Annotated in this window: 11 protein-coding genes and 1 tRNA gene; 8 read left to right on the top strand and 4 right to left on the bottom strand. The window is 65.7% G+C overall.

Annotated elements, in window-relative coordinates; genetic code table 11:
• The first annotated feature begins 160 nt into the window (after positions 1-160).
• The 8 genes from SR870_RS08035 (at position 161) to SR870_RS08000 (ending at position 12,583) form a co-directional block, all read left to right on the top strand.
• On the top strand, positions 161-1,021 hold the full coding sequence (locus tag SR870_RS08035; protein ID WP_322517468.1) for a MaoC family dehydratase: 861 nt from the start codon (positions 161-163) through the stop codon (positions 1,019-1,021).
• 174 nt (positions 1,022-1,195) lie between these two features.
• The gene (locus tag SR870_RS08030) at positions 1,196-2,149 is read left to right on the top strand and encodes a dihydrodipicolinate synthase family protein (RefSeq protein WP_322517467.1); all 954 of its coding nucleotides are present in this window, start codon (positions 1,196-1,198) and stop codon (positions 2,147-2,149) included.
• Positions 2,150-2,154: 5 nt separating this feature from the next.
• Positions 2,155-2,949 (top strand): NUDIX hydrolase, encoded by a 795-nt coding sequence (locus tag SR870_RS08025; RefSeq protein ID WP_322517466.1) that lies wholly within the window; start codon positions 2,155-2,157, stop codon positions 2,947-2,949.
• 157 nt (positions 2,950-3,106) lie between these two features.
• Positions 3,107-5,287, top strand: coding sequence for a PQQ-dependent dehydrogenase, methanol/ethanol family (locus SR870_RS08020; protein ID WP_322517465.1), 2,181 nt, complete (start codon positions 3,107-3,109; stop codon positions 5,285-5,287).
• 208 nt (positions 5,288-5,495) lie between these two features.
• Positions 5,496-8,198 carry a PAS domain S-box protein gene (locus tag SR870_RS08015; RefSeq protein WP_322517464.1) on the top strand — a complete coding sequence of 901 codons (2,703 nt, stop codon included), beginning with the start codon at positions 5,496-5,498 and terminating at the stop codon, positions 8,196-8,198.
• A 150-nt stretch (positions 8,199-8,348) separates the two neighbouring features.
• Entirely contained in the window at positions 8,349-9,338 is a 990-nt protein-coding gene (locus tag SR870_RS08010) for a helix-turn-helix domain-containing protein (RefSeq protein WP_322517463.1), read from the top strand.
• Between the two features lie 153 nt (positions 9,339-9,491).
• Entirely contained in the window at positions 9,492-10,931 is a 1,440-nt protein-coding gene (locus SR870_RS08005) for an aldehyde dehydrogenase family protein (protein WP_416221136.1), read from the top strand.
• 11 nt (positions 10,932-10,942) lie between these two features.
• Complete coding sequence (locus tag SR870_RS08000) at positions 10,943-12,583, top strand: GMC family oxidoreductase (RefSeq protein ID WP_322517462.1); 1,641 nt, start codon at positions 10,943-10,945, stop codon at positions 12,581-12,583.
• A 198-nt stretch (positions 12,584-12,781) separates the two neighbouring features.
• On the opposite strand, the gene SR870_RS07995 is transcribed toward SR870_RS08000, so the two are convergent.
• From SR870_RS07995 to SR870_RS07980, 4 genes are all read right to left on the bottom strand, one after another.
• Positions 12,782-13,132, bottom strand: a complete 351-nt coding sequence (locus tag SR870_RS07995; protein WP_322517461.1) for a GrlR family regulatory protein — start codon at positions 13,130-13,132, stop codon at positions 12,782-12,784.
• 250 nt (positions 13,133-13,382) lie between these two features.
• Positions 13,383-15,404, bottom strand: coding sequence for a methyl-accepting chemotaxis protein (locus tag SR870_RS07990; RefSeq protein WP_322518227.1), 2,022 nt, complete (start codon positions 15,402-15,404; stop codon positions 13,383-13,385).
• A gap of 340 nt (positions 15,405-15,744) precedes the next feature.
• Complete coding sequence (locus SR870_RS07985; protein ID WP_322518226.1) at positions 15,745-17,763, bottom strand: methyl-accepting chemotaxis protein; 2,019 nt, start codon at positions 17,761-17,763, stop codon at positions 15,745-15,747.
• Between the two features lie 492 nt (positions 17,764-18,255).
• A tRNA-Arg gene (locus SR870_RS07980) sits at positions 18,256-18,332 on the bottom strand.
• Between the last annotated feature and the right edge of the window lie 114 nt (positions 18,333-18,446).

Here is an 18,446-nt window from a genome sequence, read left to right as displayed (position 1 = left end):
GAGTGTGCCCGTGCGCAGCACAGGCGGGTGAGGGGTCGAAGCGCGCGATGCCGCTTGCCCTCACCGGACTGCAATCGGTGCGACGTCAGTGCAGCCATCTCCCACAAGGGGAGAGGGCGCAGTCGCAGGCGTAACACTAATAACAACAATGGAGAAGCCGATGTCGGCCCGCTACGATGAACTGATGGCCCTGAAGACGACGGGGCAGAACTACGCCTACACCGATCGCGACGTGATGCTGTACGCTTATGGCATCGGCCTCGGCGCCGATCCGATGGACGAGCGTGAACTCGCCTTCGTCAACGAGGCGACCTACACCGAGCGGCCGCTGAAAGTGGTGCCGACCTTCGCCTCGGTCGCGGCCTGGGGCGCGGGCCCCGGCGAGATGAATCTCAACCGCCTGCTGGTGGTCGACGGCGAGCGCGACATCACCTTTCAGCGGCCGATGCCGGTGGCGGCGAAGATCACCGCGGATTCGAGCGTGCTGGCGGTCTACGACAAGGGCAAGGACAAGGGCGTGGTGATCCGTCACCAGACCATCCTGCGCGACGAAGCCGGCGCCGAACTGGCGACGCTGCTGGCGTCGCGCTTCGCCCGCGGCGACGGCGGCTTCGGCGGCCCGGCGCTGGAGCAGCCCGAGCCGCACAAGATGCCGAGCCGTGCGCCGGATCGCTCGGTCGACATCACCACGCGGCCGGATCAGGCGCTGATCTATCGGCTGTGCGGCGACCGCAACCCGCTGCATTCCGATCCGGAGTTCGCCCAAAAGGCCGGGTTCCCGCGGCCGATCCTGCACGGCATGTGCACCTACGGCATCACCTGCCGCGGCGTGCTGCAGACCTACGCGGATTATGACGCCTCGGCGTTCCGGCAGCACGCCGTGCGGTTCTCGTCGCCCGTCTATCCCGGCGAGACCGTCACGATGGATTTGTGGAAGGACGGCAATGTGATCTCGTTCGAGGCCAGGGTGAAGGCGCGCGACGTCACCGTGATCAAGAGCGGCCGGAGCGTGTTGGGCTAAGGCCCGACGCCGCCGCAGATTCCGGATCCGGCCGCAACGCACTGGTTCCCGGATTTCGCGGACCGGCGGCGGGACACGGCCATGCGAGCGCGTGGGGGATTTTCGCCGGGGATGATGTTATCGAGTGCTCGATCGGATTAATTTCTCGACCACGACCGAACAAAGGCTGCCCCGATGAAGCTGACCCCCGACGCCGCAGGCACTTTCGCCATCGCTCCGACGCCGTTCCATCCGGACGGCAAGATCGACGAAGCCTCGATCGACCGGCTGACCGACTTCTACGCTGAGGTCGGTTGCGAAGGCGTCACGGTGCTCGGCATTCTCGGCGAAGCGCCGAAGCTCGATGCCGCCGAGGCGGAAGCCGTGGCTGTGCGGTTCGTCAAGCGCGCCACGTCGATGCAGGTGATCGTCGGCGTCTCGGCGCCGGGCTTCGCCACGATGCGCGCGCTGGCGCGGGCGTCGATGGACGCCGGCGCTGCCGGCGTGATGATCGCACCGCCGCCGTCGCTCCGCACCGACGAGCAGATCACCGGCTATTTCCGCCAGGCCGTGGAGGCGATCGGCGACGATATTCCCTGGGTGTTGCAGGACTATCCGTTGACGCTGTCGGTGGTGATGACGCCGGACGTGATCCGGCGGATCGTGATGGAGAATCCGTCCTGCGTGATGCTGAAGCACGAGGACTGGCCGGGGCTGGAGAAGATCAGCAGATTGCGCGAGTATCAGAAGGACGGTTCGCTGCGGCCGCTGTCGATCCTGACCGGCAATGGCGGGCTGTTCCTCGATTTCGAGATGGAGCGCGGCGCCGACGGCGCGATGACCGGCTATTGCTTCCCGGACATGCTGGTCGACGTCGTCAAGCTGTCGAAAGCCGGGCAGCGCGATCTCGCGCACAATCTGTTCGACGCGCATCTGCCGCTGATCCGCTACGAGCAGCAGCAGGGCGTCGGGCTCGCCGTGCGCAAATACGTGCTGAAGAAACGGGGCATCATCGCCTCGTCGGCGCAGCGCAAGCCCGGCTCGGTGCTGAGCGAGACCGCGCGGGAGGAGGTCGACTACCTGCTGTCGCGGCTCGCCCGCGTCGACAAGCGCGCCGATCTCGAATTGCGTTCGAACGCGGCGGAGTAGAGCGAATGTCCAGCGAAGCGCCGGCCGCACGTCCCGCGTCCACCATCCTGCTGCTGCGCGATCGGCCGGACGGCTTCAACGTCTTCATGATGGTGCGGCACTATCAGATCGAATTCGCCTCCGGCGCGCTGGTGTTTCCCGGCGGCAGCGTCGATCCCGGCGATCGCGAGATCATCGACCAGCCGGAGCTGTATTGCTGCGCGGAGGCCACCGGCGAACCAGCGCTGGATTTCCAGATCGCGGCGATCCGCGAGACCTTCGAGGAGAGCGGCATCCTGCTGGCGCGTCCGCGTGGCGCAGATCAGCTCGTCGCGGCCTCGCACGCCGCCGAAATCGAGGCCGCGCACCGCACCGCGCTGTGCGAGAGCAGGATCTCGTTCGCGCAGATCCTCGCCGACAACGGTCTGGTGCTGGCGCTCGATCTGCTGGTGCCCTATGCGCGCTGGATCACGCCGGAGAAGCTGCCGAAGCGGTTCGACACCTGGTTCTTCCTCGCCGAGGCGCCGCCCGAACAGCTCGGCATGCACGACGGCAAGGAGTCGACCGATTCGGTCTGGCTGTCGCCGCAGGAGGCGCTCGACGGTGGCGAAAACGGGCGCTTCACGCTGCCGTTTCCGACGACACGCAACCTGATCCGGCTCGGCAAGCAGCCGAACGTCCGGCAGGCGCTCGCCGACAGTCGCGGCAAACCCGTCGTGACGGTGATGCCGGTCATGAGCCGCGACGGCGACAAGCGAACGCTGCGGATTCCGGCGGAAGCCGGATACGACGGCGAAGTGTTCGAATTCACCGGCAGTTAGTTAGTTAGCAGGTGCGGCATCGCACTGCGGCGTGAATCGCTGCGGCGCGGCGGTCGTCACGAGCAGAAGTAGCATCCGACCTCTTCGGTTGACGCTGCTCGGAACGCGCGTCACATTTCCTGTCAGGCCCGCCAGAGGCCGACCAGGGAGCGAACGCATGACACAGCCTCTCGATCCGGTGTGGACGACGCACCGATCCCCCCGCATCACGCAACAACGACCGGTCAAGACGAATTTGAAAGTCGGTGCCGCCGCTCTCATCGCCGCGGCACTGCTGCACGGAGTCGCCTTCGCACAGACCGCGAAGGGCTCCGCCGATCACATCCGCGCTGCGACCGGCGCGATCGACGGCGCTGCGATCGTCGCCAACGCCAAGACGACGAACGACTGGCCGAGCTACGGGCTCGACTACGCGGAGACCCGTTTCAGCAAGCTCGACAAGATCAACGCCGACAACGTCAAATCGCTTGGCCTGCAGTGGAGCTACAGTCTCGGCTCGGATCGCGGCGTCGAGGCGACGCCGGTGGTGGTCGATGGCATCATGTACGTCACCGCCTCGTGGAGCGTGGTGCACGCGATCGACACCCGCACCGGGAAGAAGCTGTGGACCTACGATCCCGGCGTCGACCGCTCGAAGGGCTATCGCGGCTGTTGCGACGTCGTGAACCGCGGCGTCGCGCTGCACAAGGGCAAGGTGTTCGTCGGCGCCTATGACGGACGCCTCGTCGCGCTCGATGCCGCGACCGGCGCGAAGGTCTGGGAGAAGGACACACTGATCGATCACGAGCATTCCTACACCATCACGGGCGCGCCGCGGGTGATCAAGGGCAAGGTCGTGATCGGCAATGGCGGCGCCGAATACGGCGTGCGCGGCTACGTCACCGCCTATGATGCCGAGACCGGCAACCAGGCCTGGCGCTGGTTCACGGTGCCGGGCGATCCGTCGAAGCCGTTCGAGGATTCCTCGATGGAGGCGGCCGCCAAGACCTGGGATCCGGCCGGCAAATGGTGGGTCAATGGCGGCGGCGGCACCGCGTGGGACACCATCACTTTCGATCCCGACCTCAACATGGTCTATATCGGCACCGGCAACGGCTCGCCCTGGGCGCGGCATCTGCGCAGCCCGGCCGGCGGCGACAATCTGTATCTCGGTTCGATCGTCGCACTGAACGCCGACACCGGGAAATACATCTGGCACTATCAGGAGACGCCCGGCGACAATTGGGACTACACCTCGACCCAGCCGATGATCCTGGCCGATCTCACCATCGACGGCCAGCCGCGCAAGGTGGTGCTGCACGCGCCCAAGAACGGCTTCTTCTTCGTGATCGACCGCACCAACGGCAAGTTCATCTCGGCGAAGAATTTCGTCGATGTGAACTGGGCGACCGGCTACGACGCCAACGGCCGCCCGATCGAAAATCCGGAAGCGCGCGACCCGACCAAATCGTTCGACAGCATTCCGGGCCCGTATGGCGCTCACAACTGGCACCCGATGTCGTTCAATCCGCAGACCGGGCTGGTGTATCTGCCGGCGCAGGGCGTGCCGATCAATCTGACCGGCGAGAAGGCGCTGACCCAGAACAAGATGGAGCCGTTCAAGTTCGGCTCGACCACCGGCTGGAACGTCGGCTTCACGCTGAACGCCGTGCCACCGAAGAATCTGCCGTTCGGCCGGTTGCTGGCGTGGGATCCGGTGCAGCAGAAGGAGGTCTGGCGCGCCGAATATGTGGCGCCGTGGAACGGCGGCACGCTCACCACCGCGGGCAATCTCGTCTTCCAGGGCACCGCCGACGGGCGCTTCGTCGCCTACAACGCCAAGACCGGCGAGAAGCTCTGGGAGAGCCCGCTCGGTACCGGCGCGGTGGCGGCGCCGGCCACCTACATGGTCGACGGCGTGCAATACGTCTCGATCGCGGTCGGCTGGGGCGGCGTGTTCGGCATCAGCCAGCGCGCCACCGAAAAGGAAGCGCCGGGCACGGTCTACACCTTCGCGGTCGGCGGCAAGGCGCCGATGCCGGAATTCACCAAGTATCAGATGGGCAATCTGCTCACCGGCATCGAATACGATCCCAAGGACGTGCCGGAAGGCACCGCGATCTATGTCGCGGCCTGCGCCACCTGCCACGGCGTGCCCGGCGTCGACCGCGGCGGCAACGTCAAGAATCTCGGCTACACCTCGACCGCGAACATCGCCCATCTGAAGGACATCGTGTTCAACGGTCCGTACCGCGACAAGGGCATGCCGGACTTCACCGGCAAGCTCACCGAGGCGGATGTGGTCAAGATCCAGGCCTTCATCCAGGGCACCGCGGACGCGATCCGGCCGAAGAAATAGCGCCGCGCCGAGCACAGCGAGTTCCCGCGAAGGCTCGGCCATGATCTGCCCCCGTCCGTGAGGGCGGGGGCGACGAAAAGCGACCAGTCCGGCGGGCCGTCGCAGCAGGCCCGCCGACGGACATTGTTGTCGGCCGACGGACGCTATACCCTTCGCGGCGTATTTGTGGGACGATATACGCCCCGACGGGAGCAGCGGTTTCGCCAGCATGCCAAACGCCATTTCAGCGTTCATCCAGAGCGTGAGATCGCGCACGCTTTCGATCGGACAGATGACGTTCGGCAGCTTCCTGCTGCTGCTGACCATCATCGCCATGACCAGCATCGGCAGCGTGGTGGCGATCCGGCATATCGACGCCACCTTCGCCGAACTGCAGCGGCTGCAGAGCGTCGGGGATCTGGCCGAGGAGATCGAGCGCCGGATGAGCGATCTGCGCTTCGCGGCGCGCCAGGTGGTCAGCGAGCCCAGCGCCCAGCCGGCCGGCCGGGTGTTCGAGGCCGCCTCGACGCTGACCGCGCTGCTGAAGAAGACCCGTCTCGAACTCGATTCCGATCAGCGCGAGATGATCGACGGCGTCACCGAGCGGCTGAGCAATTATCGCGACGGCCTCGAGCGGATCACGGCTCTGATGCCGCGGCGGGCGGAGATGATCGCGACTGTTCCGCCGCTGCGCGAGGCGTTCGAGGGCGTGGTCGTCGGGCTTCAGGACCGCTCGCTCGCGGCGAGGCTGCACGGCGAGCACAGCAGGATCGCCGCTGCACTGCTGTCGCGCGATCTGGTCGGCGCGGGTGAAGCGGCGCAGCGGATGCGCGCGATCCCGATCGGCGAAGCCGCCGCCGCGACCGCAGTGCGCGACTATGCCGACGTGATCATCTCGACCACCGCGGTGGAGCAGGAGATCGCGTTGCTCGAGCGCAACGTACTGGGCACCGAAGGGCGGTTGATCGGGCGGGTCACCGAGTTGCTGCGCGATGTCGCCGGAAGGCGGGGCAGGGTGCTGTCGCGCGATCTCGCCCGGACGCTCACCGAGGACAAGTGGCAGAGCATCGTGCTCGGCTCCGCCGGCGTGCTCGTCGGCCTGATGGCGGCGGCGTTCGTGGTGCGGCGCACGGTCGGTCCGCTGACCGCGATCACCGCGGCGATCCGCCAGCTCGCCGCCGGCCGGCAATACACTGCGATTCCGGCGATCGACCTCAAGAACGAGATCGGCGACATCGCCCGCGCCGCGGAGGTGTTCCGACGGACCTTGGTGGAGGCCGACACTGCGCGCGAAGCCGCGGTGCGGGCGCTCGCCGAACAGCGCCTCGCCGAGGAAAGCTACCGCAAGCTGTTCGAGGGCTCGATCGACGGCATTTACGTCACTACGCCGGACGGCGCGCTGCTCAACGCCAATCCCGCGCTGGCGCGGATGATGGGCTACGACGACGCCGCGGAGCTGATGCGCGACACCCGCGACATCGCTCGCTCGATCTACGTCGATCCGCGCAAGCGCGAGGAGTATCGCGCGCTGATGCAGCGCGACGGCATGGTGCGCGAGTTCGAATATCAGGCCTTCAAGCGCAGCGGCGAGGTGCTTTGGCTGTCCGACAGCGCCAGCGCGGTGCGCGACGAGACCGGCGCGGTGATCCGCTACGAAGGCGCCGTCCGCGACATCACCGATCAGAAGCGCGCGGAAACCGCGGTCGCGGAAGGTCGCCGCCTGCTGCAGCAGGTGATCGACACCGTCCCTGCGGTGATCAACGTCAAGGACACCGAGCTGCGCTATCTGCTGATGAACCGCTACATGGCGACCATCTTCGGCATCGACCCGAACGACGCGATCGGCCGCACCACGACCGATCTGATGTCGCGCTACGGCTCGCACAAGACCGACGCCAACGACAAGCGCGTGCTGGAGACGGGCGAGGGGCTCGGCTTCTACGAGGAAGAATATCAGGACGCGACCGGCGCGATGCGGCAGTGGCTCGTCAACAAGATGCCGCTGAAGGACGCCGAAGGGAACATCGAGCGGATCGTCACCGTCGCGCTCGATATCGGCGAACGCAAGCGCGGCGAGCTCGAAATGCGCAAGGCCAAGGACGCGGCCGAAGCGGCGCTGCGCAATCTGCGCGAGACCCAGCAGTCGCTGATCGAGGCCGAGAAGCTCGCCGCCCTCGGTCGTCTGGTCGCCGGCGTCGCCCATGAGGTCAACAATCCGGTCGGCATCAGCCTGACGGTCGCCTCCGCGCTGGAGCGCAAGACCTCGGTGTTCGCCGCCGAGGTCGAGCGCGGCGATCTGAAGCGCTCGCGGCTCAACGAATTCCTCGCCACCAGTCGCGATGCGTCGTCTCAGCTCGTCGCCAATCTCAATCGCGCGGCCGAACTGATCCAGTCGTTCAAGCAGGTCGCGGCCGACCGCAACTACTCGGATCAGCGGCCGTTCGACCTCGGCGACCTGACCGAGCAGGTGGTGATGAGTCTGCGGCCGGGGTTGCGCAAGCACAATCTGACGCTGGACGTCGACTGCCAGCCCGGGCTGACGATGAACTCCTATCCGGGCCCGTATGGGCAGGTGCTGACCAATCTGTTCCTGAATTCGGTGGCGCATGCGTTCCCGAACGGCCGCGCCGGCACGGTCGAAATCAAGGTCCGCGCTTCCGGCAAGGACAATGTCGAGATCCTCTACGCCGACGACGGTTGCGGCATGAGTCTCGATGTGCGCCGGCGGGCGTTCGATCCTTTCTTCACCACCCGGCGGGATCAGGGCGGCACCGGGCTCGGCCTGCACATCGTCTACAGCATTGTCACCAACCGGCTCGGCGGCCGTCTCGATCTCGACTCGTCTCCGGGCAACGGCACGCGGATCCAGATGATCCTGCCGCGGGTCGCGCCGCGCGACGTCGTGGACGAGCCGATGACCGCGCAGGCCTGAGGGGGACGGCGTGTCGGCATGTCACGGCTGGCCTGAGCCACGCTGCTGCGTCTGAGCCGGCAGCGCGGCTGTGCAAGCCATAAGCATTGGAGCATTGGCAGGTTTCTTGCTTGCATGCGGTTGGCACGTTCAGGAAGCCCGGAGCGACGCATGCAGGCCGCTTTCTCGCCCCAACCTCATCGGACGGTGGATTCGTTTCAGACCGGTGTGCGCCAGGTCTGCGGCGGCTACGCCGTTCGCGCGGCGTCTTTCGGCGATTTCCCATTCACCGCCTGGACGGGTTTGCTCCGGACCGAGCCCGGGATCGAACTGGCCTATGTCCGCCTGTCGGGTGTGCAGGTCGAGCGAACGCCGGCGCATATCCGCTCGGATTCGGTCGACCATTTCGTGCTGACGATGCAATTCTCCGGTGAGGCGGAAATGATGCAGGGCACCGGCACTGCTGTGTTGCGGCCGGACGATATCTTCGTCAGCGACGCCACGCGCCCCAGCCGCTTCAGCTTCGCCAGCGGGGAGGTCGAGCAGGTCTCGTTTCATATCCCGCGCACTGTCGGACTTGGCCGGTTCGGCAAATTGCTGGATGGCCCGAGCCTGATCCGGGGCGACAGCGGCTTTGCAATCGCCCTGAAAGTGCTGCTGCAGCGGTTGACCTCGCAGATCGCTCACACCAGCCATACGACAGCAGGCGCAGCCGATGCCGCTCCTGCCGATCCGGAGCCGGAGGGCCGCGGCAATGAGACCTCCGAACGGCTCGAGGAAGCGTTCTTCTCGGTGCTGGCCAGCGCGCTGATGGACTCGAAGGCTTCGGGCCTTGTGCCGAGAGAGACGCATGATCGCCTGTACGAGCAGGCGCTCTGCATCATCCAGCGGCAGGCCCATGACCCGGGCTTCGGCGCTGGCCAGATATGTCGTGAACTCGCGATCAGTCCGCGCCAGCTGCAGCGGAGCTTTGCCCGCCACGGTGACAGCGCGCGAGAACAGATTCTCTCGACCCGGCTCGAACGGGCTCGCCGCCGGATTCTGAGCGAATCGCAGTTGACGGTGGGCGAGATCGCCTACGCGTCGGGTTTCAACGATCTGTCGTTCTTCTACCGTGCCTATCGCCGTCATTTCGGCGCCGCTCCCGGCGAACGCCGCTGACGTTCGCTTGCCCGCAAGTCTTCGGCTCGTCGCAGCAGCCCTCTCTCCGGTCTCCGGTCGCTTTAGTCCCAAACGTCGGTCGCTTCGGTCGATGTTTGCCGGCGCGACGTGGTCCTAACCTCTCCTGCGTTCCGAACCGGAGGAGGGGAATCCATGAACCAGCGTATCCTGCAAACCGCGGGCAACGAGCCGCTGTTTCCGATGTTGATCGGCGGAGAGGCGGTCGTGGCAAGCGGCAGCTTCGCCGTGTCGAATCCTGCGACCGGCGAGATCGTCGGCTACGCGCCGGATGCCGGAGCCGAGGAGCTCGACGCCGCTGTCGCCGCTGCAGCGCAGGCCTTCGCCGGCTGGTCGACGACGGACGACGCGACCCGCGCTGCCGCATGCCACGCCATTGCCGACACGATCGAAGCGCATGCCGAGGAGCTTGCGCACCTCATCACGCTCGAACAGGGCAAGCCGCTCGCCGGCATCGGGTCCAGGTTCGAAGTGCAGGGCGCCGTCGGCTGGAGCCGCTACACCGCCGGCCTCTCGCTCGTCACCGAGGTGCTGGCCTCGGGCGAAGGCGGGACGGTCGAGAAAGTCCGCAAGCCGCTCGGCGTGGTCGGATCGATCACCCCGTGGAATTGGCCGTTGCTGATCGCCGTCTGGCATATCCTGCCGGCCATTCGATCCGGCTGCACCGTGGTCTCCAAACCCTCGCCGTTCACACCGCTGTCGACGCTGCGCCTCGTCGCTTTGATGAACGAGGTTCTCCCGCCCGGCGTCGTCAATATCGTGACGGGCGACGACAGCGCCACCAGGCTCGGCGCGCTGATGTCGGCCCATTCCGGCATCCGCAAGATCGTGTTCACCGGCTCGACGCCGACCGGCCAGAGCATCATGCGCTCGGCCGCCGATACGTTGAAACGTCTCACGCTCGAACTCGGCGGCAACGATGCCGGCATCGTGTTGCCCGACGTCGATCCGGCCGCGATCGCCGAAGGCTTGTTCTGGGGCGCGTTCATCAACGCCGGCCAGACCTGCGCGGCCCTGAAGCGCCTCTATGTTCACGCGGACGTCTACGACGCGGTGTGCGAGGCCCTGACCGCTTATGTCGCCAAGGTGAGCATCGGCAACGGGCTCGACGACGGTGTCATGCTGGGGCCGATCTCCAACAAGATGCAGTTCGACAAGGTCGTGGCGTTGGTCGAGAGCACCAAGGCCAAAGGCCGCGTTCTGATCGGCGGAGAGCCGGGCGAGGGGCTGTTCTACCCGCCGACCCTGATCGCCGATCTCGCGAATGGAGATCCGCTGGTCGATCAGGAGCAGTTCGGCCCGGTGCTGCCGATCATCAAGTACACCGATATCGACGCGGTGATCGCCGCGGCCAATGCCAATCCGGCAGGTCTCGGCGGATCGGTGTGGTCCGGTGATCCGCAGAAGGCGCGCGCCATCGCCTCGCGTCTCGAATGCGGCACCGTCTGGATCAATCAGCACGGCATGATCCGCCCGGATGCTCCGTTCGGCGGCACCAAGATGTCCGGCCTCGGCGTCGAGTTCGCCCAGGACGGCCTGCACGAATACACCGACCTCCAGATCGTCATTTCCTGAAGGGCATCGCCATGACCAGCAAGATGAACCGCCGTCAATTCATCGGCCGCACCGCCGTCGCGGCCGGCGTTCTCACCGCGACCGGCGGGCTGCCGGGCGCCTCCATCAACACCGCCGACGCGCTGGATGCGAGCTACGACTACATCATCTGCGGCGCCGGCAGCGCCGGTTGCGTGCTGGCCAATCGCCTCACCGAAAACGGTGCGCGCGTGCTGCTGATCGAGGCGGGCGGGCCGGACGACAGCGAGAAGATCTCGACGCCGATCCGCGTCATCGAGCTGTGGAATTCGCCTTACGACTGGGCGTATTGGACCACGCCGCAGAAGCACGCCAACAACCGCCGGCTGTTCTGGCCACGCGGCAAGACGCTCGGCGGCTCGTCGTCGCTGAACGGCATGATCTATGTGCGCGGCGCGCCGACGGACTACGACCGCTGGGCGAGCTGGGGCAATGCGGGCTGGGACTGGAAGAGCGTGCTGCCGTACTTCCTCAAGTCGGAGGATTACGACGGCGAGCCGTCCGAGTATCACGCCACGGGCGGACCGTTGCACGTGACCTCCGAAGTCCGTCCGCATCCGGTCAATCTGGCGATGATGGAAGCGGCGGTGCAGGCTGGTCATCCCTACAATCCCGACTGCAACGGCGCGACCCAGATGGGCGTCGGCTTCTGCGATCTCAACACCCGCGGCGGGCTGCGGCAATCGACGGCGGTGGCTTTCCTGCGGCCGGCGCTGGAGCGTCCGAACCTGACGGTTATCACCAACGCGCGGGTGCACAAGGTCGAGATCGAAGGCGGCCGCGCGACCGGCGTGACCTACATGCAGCAGGGGAGCCTGCATACGGTCACCGCGACGCGTGAGGTCGTCGTGTCCGGCGGCGCGATCGAGAGCCCGCGGGTGCTGATGCTCTCCGGCATCGGGCCGCGCGCGCAGCTCGAGAAGCTCGGCATCGCCGTCAAGCGCGATCTGCCCGGGGTGGGACAGAACCTGCACGACCACACGCTGTTGCCGGTGACGTGGGAAGCGTCCAAGCCGGTGCCGCCGCCGAACAACATGGGCGTCACCCCGCTTCACGTCCATCTGTTCGCCAAGACGTCGCCGGACCGTCCCGAGCCCGATATGCAGCCGCTCGGTCTGTTCGCGCCTTACTACGCGCCCGAACAGGACGCCTCCGTGGCCAACGCCTTCACCTTCAACGCCGGCGGCGTGAAGCCGACGTCGCGTGGCGAGATCCGGCTGACATCGGCGGATCCCGCCGCCGACATCGAGCTCGATATCAATGTTCTGGCCACGGAGTACGACGTCGAGACGCTGGTGACCTGTATCAAAATGCTGCGCAAGATCGCCGATCAGCCGGCGCTCAAGACCTGGATCAAGCGCGAGATCTATCCCGGCCCGGCGGCGCAGAGCGACGCGCAACTCGCGGCCTACGCGCGCTCGGCGGTGATGTCGTATCACCACCAGTGCGGGACCTGCAAAATGGGCACGGACAAGATGGCGGTGGTCGATCCGCAATTGCGCGTCCGCGGCGTCGCCGGTCTGCGCGTCGTCGACGCTTCGATCATGCCGGAGGTGACGACCGGAAACACCAATGCGCCGGTGATCATGATCGCCGAGAAGGCGGCCGATATGATCAAGGCCGAACGGGCCTAGAGCTTTTCCGATTCTGATAGTATCAGAACCGGAGCTCTAGACTCTTGTTTTGACGCGTTTTCTTCACGCGAGCCGGCGTCCACTTCGCTCGAAAACGCTATAGAGCCTCATCGCGTGAAGTGATCCTGCTCGCGTCGCTTGCCAGGCGCCCGCGAGCCGGTCGGCGCGTAGGCGCTCGAAGCGGGCGCTTGCGCGGGCTCAGTCGGCCTCCGCCAGCCAGCGCAGCGTCGCCCTGAATAGCTGGCTGGATTTGCCGACCAGCGCCGTGCCCTGCATCACCGCCGACGTCTCGGTGAAGGAGCCGGAGACGCCGATGCCGACCGGCTCTTTCTGGCCGCCGAACAGTGGATTTGCATCGGGGCTAGGCGTGTGCTGGCTGACCGTGACCTCGCCCTTGAAGGTGTCACCGGTCGTGACGTAGCTGCCGGTGTAGAACAGATACGCGTCGCCGCCGTGGATCTTGCCGTTTCGGAACAACGCGACGCCGCTGCCCTTGCCGGAGCGGCCGTCCAGCAGATCGGCGTGGATCGAATACAGACCGTTCCTCATCACGTCCCCCCGCGCCAGTCGGTCGATCGCTGAGAGGCGCTGCTCACTTATGCCAAAGCCGGCCGATCGGCGTCAACGCGACAGGATCACCCGAAGTCGCTGCTGGGCGTTTCAAAGCTGTTCGAGCAGGGGAACACGAAGAGGCCGCGGGTCAGTGCCGGATGGCGACACGACTCCACGGCCCAATCGTCGAGATCTCGATGTGGCAGGTCGAAAGCCCGGCCCCACGCGGAGCCGGGCTCCGTCGTCGTTACGCGGCGCGGACGGTATGCAGGAACTTACCGACCTCGTGCTTGAGCCGATTGCTGTCGCTGGACAAGGTCTGGGCCGCGGACAGAACCTGCGAGGACGCCGAGCCGGTTTCGGTGGCGCCGCGCTGAACGTCGGTGATGTTGGACGACACCTGCTGCGTGCCTTGCGAGGCCTGCTGCACGTTGCGCGATATCTCCTGGGTCGCGGCGCCCTGTTCTTCGACCGCCGACGCGATGGTGGAGGCGATCTCGGACAACTTCTCGATGGTGCCGCTGATGCCTCGGATCGCGCCCACCGATTCGTTGGTGGCACTCTGGATGCTGGAGATCTGCTGGCTGATGTCGCCGGTCGCCTTGGCGGTCTGCTCGGCGAGGGCTTTCACTTCGGACGCCACGACCGCGAAGCCGCGACCGGCTTCGCCGGCGCGCGCCGCCTCGATGGTGGCGTTGAGCGCCAGCAGGTTGGTCTGGCCGGCGATGGTGTTGATCAGTTCCACGACGTCGCCGATCCGGGCCGCCGCCGCCGCCAGTTCGCCCACACGATCGTTGGTGGTGCGCGCCTGGTTGACCGCATCATTGGCCATCCGCGCCGATTCCTGCACCTGCCGGCTGATCTCGTTGACGGAGGACGACAGTTCCTCGGTGGCCGAAGCCACCGACTGGACGTTGGTTGAGGCTTCCTCGGACGCCGCCGCCACCATGGTGGCGAGTTCCTGCGAGCGTTCGGCGGTCGAGGTCAGCGTCGAGGCCGAGGCTTCGAGTTCGGTCGAGGCCGACGACACGGTGTTGACGATCTCGCCGATCGCAGTTTCGAAGCTGTCGGCGAGCTGGATCATGTCGGCCTTGCGGCGCTGCGCGGCGATCTGCTCCTGCTTGGCCTGGGCCTCGGCTTCGTCGCGGGCCTTCTGCTCGGCGTTCTTGCTGATCACCACCACGGTCTTGGCGATGTCGCCGACCTCGTCGCCGCGATTTGCACCCGGAATATCGGCGTTGACCTCGCCGGCCGCGATCCTGCCGAGCGCGTTGTTCAGCATGGTGAGCGGACGGGCGACGCCGATGAAAGTGAAGATCACCGAGCCGATCAGCGCCAGCATCACGGCGACGGCCGCCATGAAGCTGATCCGGTTGGCCGAAGCGAGCTCCGCATCGGCGGTCTCCTTGGCAGCGCGGAAGTTCTTGCTGGAGGCGTCCACCGCAGCGCGCATCAACTCGGCCGACTGGTTGGCGATCGCCAGCGTGGTGGCTGTCTGCTCCGTTCGGGCGGCTTCCAGCTTCAGCACGTCGTTCGTCATGCCGCCAAACGTCTTGGCGATCGCCGAAAGCTGATCGGTTGCGGCGGTCACCGACTTCTCGGTCGAAAGACTGCGCAGCCGGGCCAAAGCCTCGGTCATTTGGCCGGCGTGCAGTTCGACGGTCCTTTTCTGAGCTTCGTCTGCGGTCGCGGCGAAGCGCCAGGTCGCGGCGCGCATCGCGTTGAAGTGCGAATCTGCCTCGTACAGCGTCTTTTCCACGTCCAGCCGATTGGTCATCGCGAGCGCGGGCGAAGCCCGCAGGGCGTCGAAGGTTTTGCGCCAGTCGGACGATGCTTCGTTGCGCCGGGCGGTGACGTCGAAGATCTGCTTGATGGTCTTGCCCTGGGCCAACGACTGGGCCTCGTAGTCCTTTGCGAGCGTGGCGATCTTTTCGAGGCGCGCCTTGTTCTCCGGCATCACGGCGCGCTGGGCCGCCCCTTCGAGCTCCTTGTTGGTGCGCGCGCTCAATTCCGACAGCGCAAAGAGGGCTTTATCAAGTTCGACCGGGCTCTTCGCCAGCCGGCTGTCACGTACGGCGAGTTGCATCCGCCGCAAGGCGATATTGGCTTCCAGCGTGTGTTCGTTGATGTACTGCTGACGCTCGGCGAGCGTGTTGGCGGCCGTGATCTTCTGCTCGGCCATCATCTGGTTGACCAGCATGCCGCCGCTCAAAACAACACCCAGTAAGCCGGCAAGCCCAAGCTTGTTGCCGATCCGATCGAACTTCATCATCTAGCGCGAGCCCCTAAAGAGAAGAAAGTAGCTACCATCCTGGTAGCTACATAGGTATCATTATGGGGCGATCGCATTAGCGGAACATTAATGCTGATGACTAGTAGAAGTACTAGTGATGCGGCAAGGGTGTGTTGCCAAGGCAACAATTAGCGAGGCGGAGGCGCTGGCGAAGGCCGGAGGGCAGTCATCCATCGAAGCTGTTGTCCGAGGCGGGCCGTTTTCGTCGTCGCGCCCGGACTCGGGCATCCCGGGATGGAGCGAACCGATCGGCAAGGCTCGCAGATGGGGTAGGACAGAACGAGCCCGGCTTCTCGCGAAGCCGGGCTCTGTCGCATTATGCTGCGCGGACCGTGCTGAGGAATTTGCCTACTTCCGCCTTGAGCCGGTTGCTGTCGCTGGACAGGGTCTGGGCCGCCGACAAAACCTGTGAGGACGCCGAGCCGGTTTCGGTGGCGCCGCGCTGAACGTCGGTGATGTTGGACGACACCTGCTGCGTGCCTTGCGAGGCCTGCTGCACGTTGCGCGAGATCTCCTGGGTCGCGGCGCCCTGTTCTTCGACCGCCGACGCGATGGTGGAGGCGATCTCGGACAACTTCTCGATGGTGCCGCTGATATCCCGGATCGCGCCCACCGAGTCCTGGGTCGCGGTCTGGATGCTGGAGATCTGCTGGCTGATGTCGCCGGTCGCCTTGGCGGTCTGCTCGGCGAGAGCTTTCACTTCGGAGGCCACGACCGCGAAGCCGCGACCGGCTTCGCCGGCGCGCGCCGCCTCGATGGTGGCGTTGAGCGCCAGCAGGTTGGTCTGGCCGGCGATGGTGTTGATCAGTTCGACGACGTCGCCGATCCGGGCCGCCGCGGTGGCGAGCTGGCCGACGCGGTCGTTGGTCATGCGGGCCTGGTTGACCGCCTCATTGGCCATCCGCGCCGATTCCTGCACCTGCCGGCTGATCTCGTTGACGGAGGACGACAGTTCTTCGGTTGCGGAGGCTACCGACTGCACGTTGGTGGAAGCCTCCTCGGACGCCGCCGCCACCATGGTGGTGAGCTCCTGCGAGCGTTCGGCGGTCGAGGTCAGCGTCGAGGCGGATGCCTCGAGTTCGGTCGAGGCCGACGACACGGTGTTGACGATCTCGCCGATCGCAGCCTCGAAGCTGTCGGCGAGCTGGATCATGTCGGCCTTGCGGCGCTGCGAGGCGATCTGCTCCTGCTTGGCCTGGGCTTCGGCTTCGTCGCGGGCCTTCTGCTCGGCGTTCTTGCTGATCACCACCACGGTCTTGGCGATGTCGCCGACCTCGTCCCCGCGGGTCGCGCCTGGAATATCGGCGTTGAGTTCGCCAGCGGCGATCCGGCCGAGCGCGTTGTTCAGCATGGTGAGCGGGCGGGCGACGCCGATGAAGGTGAAAATCACCGAGCCGATCAGCGCCAGCATCACGGCGACGGCCGCCATGAAGCTGATCCGGTTGGCCGAAGCGAGCTCCGCATCGGCGGTCTCCTTGGCGGCACGGAAGTTCTTGCTGGAGGTGTCGACGGCTTCCCGCATCAATGGGCCCATCTGGCCGGCGGCCGTCAGCATCGCGGCCGACTGCTCGTTCCTGTTGCCGTCCAGCTTCACCGCCTCATTGGTCATACCGACAAAGATCTTGGCGTCGGCCGAGAGCTGGTCGGCGGCTGTAATGAGCGCCTTGTCGCTGGAGATCGTGCGCAGCCGGGCCAGAGTATCGTTCAAGGCGGCGGCGCGGAGTTCGATGACTTTCCTCTGGTTCTCGTCTCCGCTTGCCGTGTATCGCCAGTTCGCTGCGCGGATCGCGTTGAAGTGCGAATCGGCTTCGTACATCGCCCGCTCGATCTCAAGACGGTTCGCGGCCGTCGCCGGAGAGGCCTTCAGCGCTTCGAAGGACTTGCCCCAGTCGCTCGACACCCGGCCCCGCTTGGCTGCCAGCTCGAACGCTTGCTGGATGGTCTTGATCTGGGCCGATGCCTGGGTCTCGTAGTCCTTGGCGAGGGCGTCGACCTTCTCGAGCCGTTGCCTGTTCTCCGGCCTCACGGTGCGCGAAACGGCCGATTCGAGCTCCTTGCGGGTGCGCGCCGCCATCTCGGCGAGCGAAGCGATAGGCTTCTCCATTTCGGCGGGGGTCTTCGCGAGCCGGATGTCGCGCACGGCGAGCTGCATCCGCCGCAAGGCGATGTTGGCTTCCAGCGTGTGCTCGTTGATGTATTGCTGACGCTCGGCGAGCGTGTTGGCCGCCTCGATCCTCTGCTCGGCCATCATCTGGTTGACCAGCATGCCGCCGGCCAGCGCCACGCCCAGCATGCCTGCCAGCCCGAGCTTGTTACCAATTCGATCGAATTTCATCATCGCGCAGAATCCCAGGGTTGAGTAACCGTTTCATGGTAACGGAATAATCACGTGGTAGTTATGATTAGATTTTGCTTAGGAGTGATGAAATTCGGGACGCGTAAGAGTACCAGTGAACTTTCTGATATTACGGCGGGGGGATTAGTAAGCTGATGAAACTAATTCGCATCCCGTGCCGCAATTTCGATCCGAGCGAGATATCGCGGTTTGGTGCAGGCGGCGATCCAGTCGTCGATTGATCGATCGGCGAGGCGTCGTCGTGTCGTGTGGCGATGACCTCCCGACGGTTATCGTCGGACACCTCGGTGATCGGCATTAGCCGAAGACATCCGGCTGATCGCATGCCGGCGTCGCAGTCGTCCGGACCGCCGGACTTCCCGGGCGATCGCGATGCGGTCATCGGCGACAATGCCGCGACCCTGGAACTGACGTCGGCGGGGCGCCTGCGCGGGCACTGGGCGCCTGCCGAAAAGGCGGAGAAAACGAATTTGGCGCGCTCGGAAGGATTCGAACCTCCGGCCCTCGGAATCGAAATCCGATGCTCTATCCAGCTGAGCTACGAGCGCCTGACCAAGTCGACCGGCCGCTGGAAGCAGCCGGACATGTGCCGATTACCGCATTTTTGCCGGGATTTACAAGGGGGTGCGCAGAATTGCCCATGTTTTCGCCGGAATGCGGTG

It is taken from the genome of Rhodopseudomonas palustris (assembly GCF_034479375.1).
GTDB lineage: Bacteria > Pseudomonadota > Alphaproteobacteria > Rhizobiales > Xanthobacteraceae > Rhodopseudomonas > Rhodopseudomonas palustris_M.
This window is presented reverse-complemented; position numbering and strand designations above follow the sequence as displayed.

What these genes read in the sequence shown, in the direction of transcription:
- SR870_RS07995 (WP_322517461.1), bottom strand. Translation starts at nt 13,132, where the DNA reads ATGAGGAACGGTCTGTATTCGATCCACGCCGATCTGCTGGACGGCCGC.
- SR870_RS08025 (WP_322517466.1), top strand. Translation starts at nt 2,155, where the DNA reads ATGTCCAGCGAAGCGCCGGCCGCACGTCCCGCGTCCACCATCCTGCTG.
- SR870_RS08005 (WP_416221136.1), top strand. Translation starts at nt 9,492, where the DNA reads ATGAACCAGCGTATCCTGCAAACCGCGGGCAACGAGCCGCTGTTTCCG.
- SR870_RS08035 (WP_322517468.1), top strand. Translation starts at nt 161, where the DNA reads ATGTCGGCCCGCTACGATGAACTGATGGCCCTGAAGACGACGGGGCAG.
- SR870_RS07985 (WP_322518226.1), bottom strand. Translation starts at nt 17,763, where the DNA reads ATGAAATTCGATCGAATTGGTAACAAGCTCGGGCTGGCAGGCATGCTG.
- SR870_RS08030 (WP_322517467.1), top strand. Translation starts at nt 1,196, where the DNA reads ATGAAGCTGACCCCCGACGCCGCAGGCACTTTCGCCATCGCTCCGACG.
- SR870_RS07990 (WP_322518227.1), bottom strand. Translation starts at nt 15,404, where the DNA reads ATGAAGTTCGATCGGATCGGCAACAAGCTTGGGCTTGCCGGCTTACTG.
- SR870_RS08000 (WP_322517462.1), top strand. Translation starts at nt 10,943, where the DNA reads ATGACCAGCAAGATGAACCGCCGTCAATTCATCGGCCGCACCGCCGTC.
- SR870_RS08020 (WP_322517465.1), top strand. Translation starts at nt 3,107, where the DNA reads ATGACACAGCCTCTCGATCCGGTGTGGACGACGCACCGATCCCCCCGC.
- SR870_RS08015 (WP_322517464.1), top strand. Translation starts at nt 5,496, where the DNA reads ATGCCAAACGCCATTTCAGCGTTCATCCAGAGCGTGAGATCGCGCACG.
- SR870_RS08010 (WP_322517463.1), top strand. Translation starts at nt 8,349, where the DNA reads ATGCAGGCCGCTTTCTCGCCCCAACCTCATCGGACGGTGGATTCGTTT.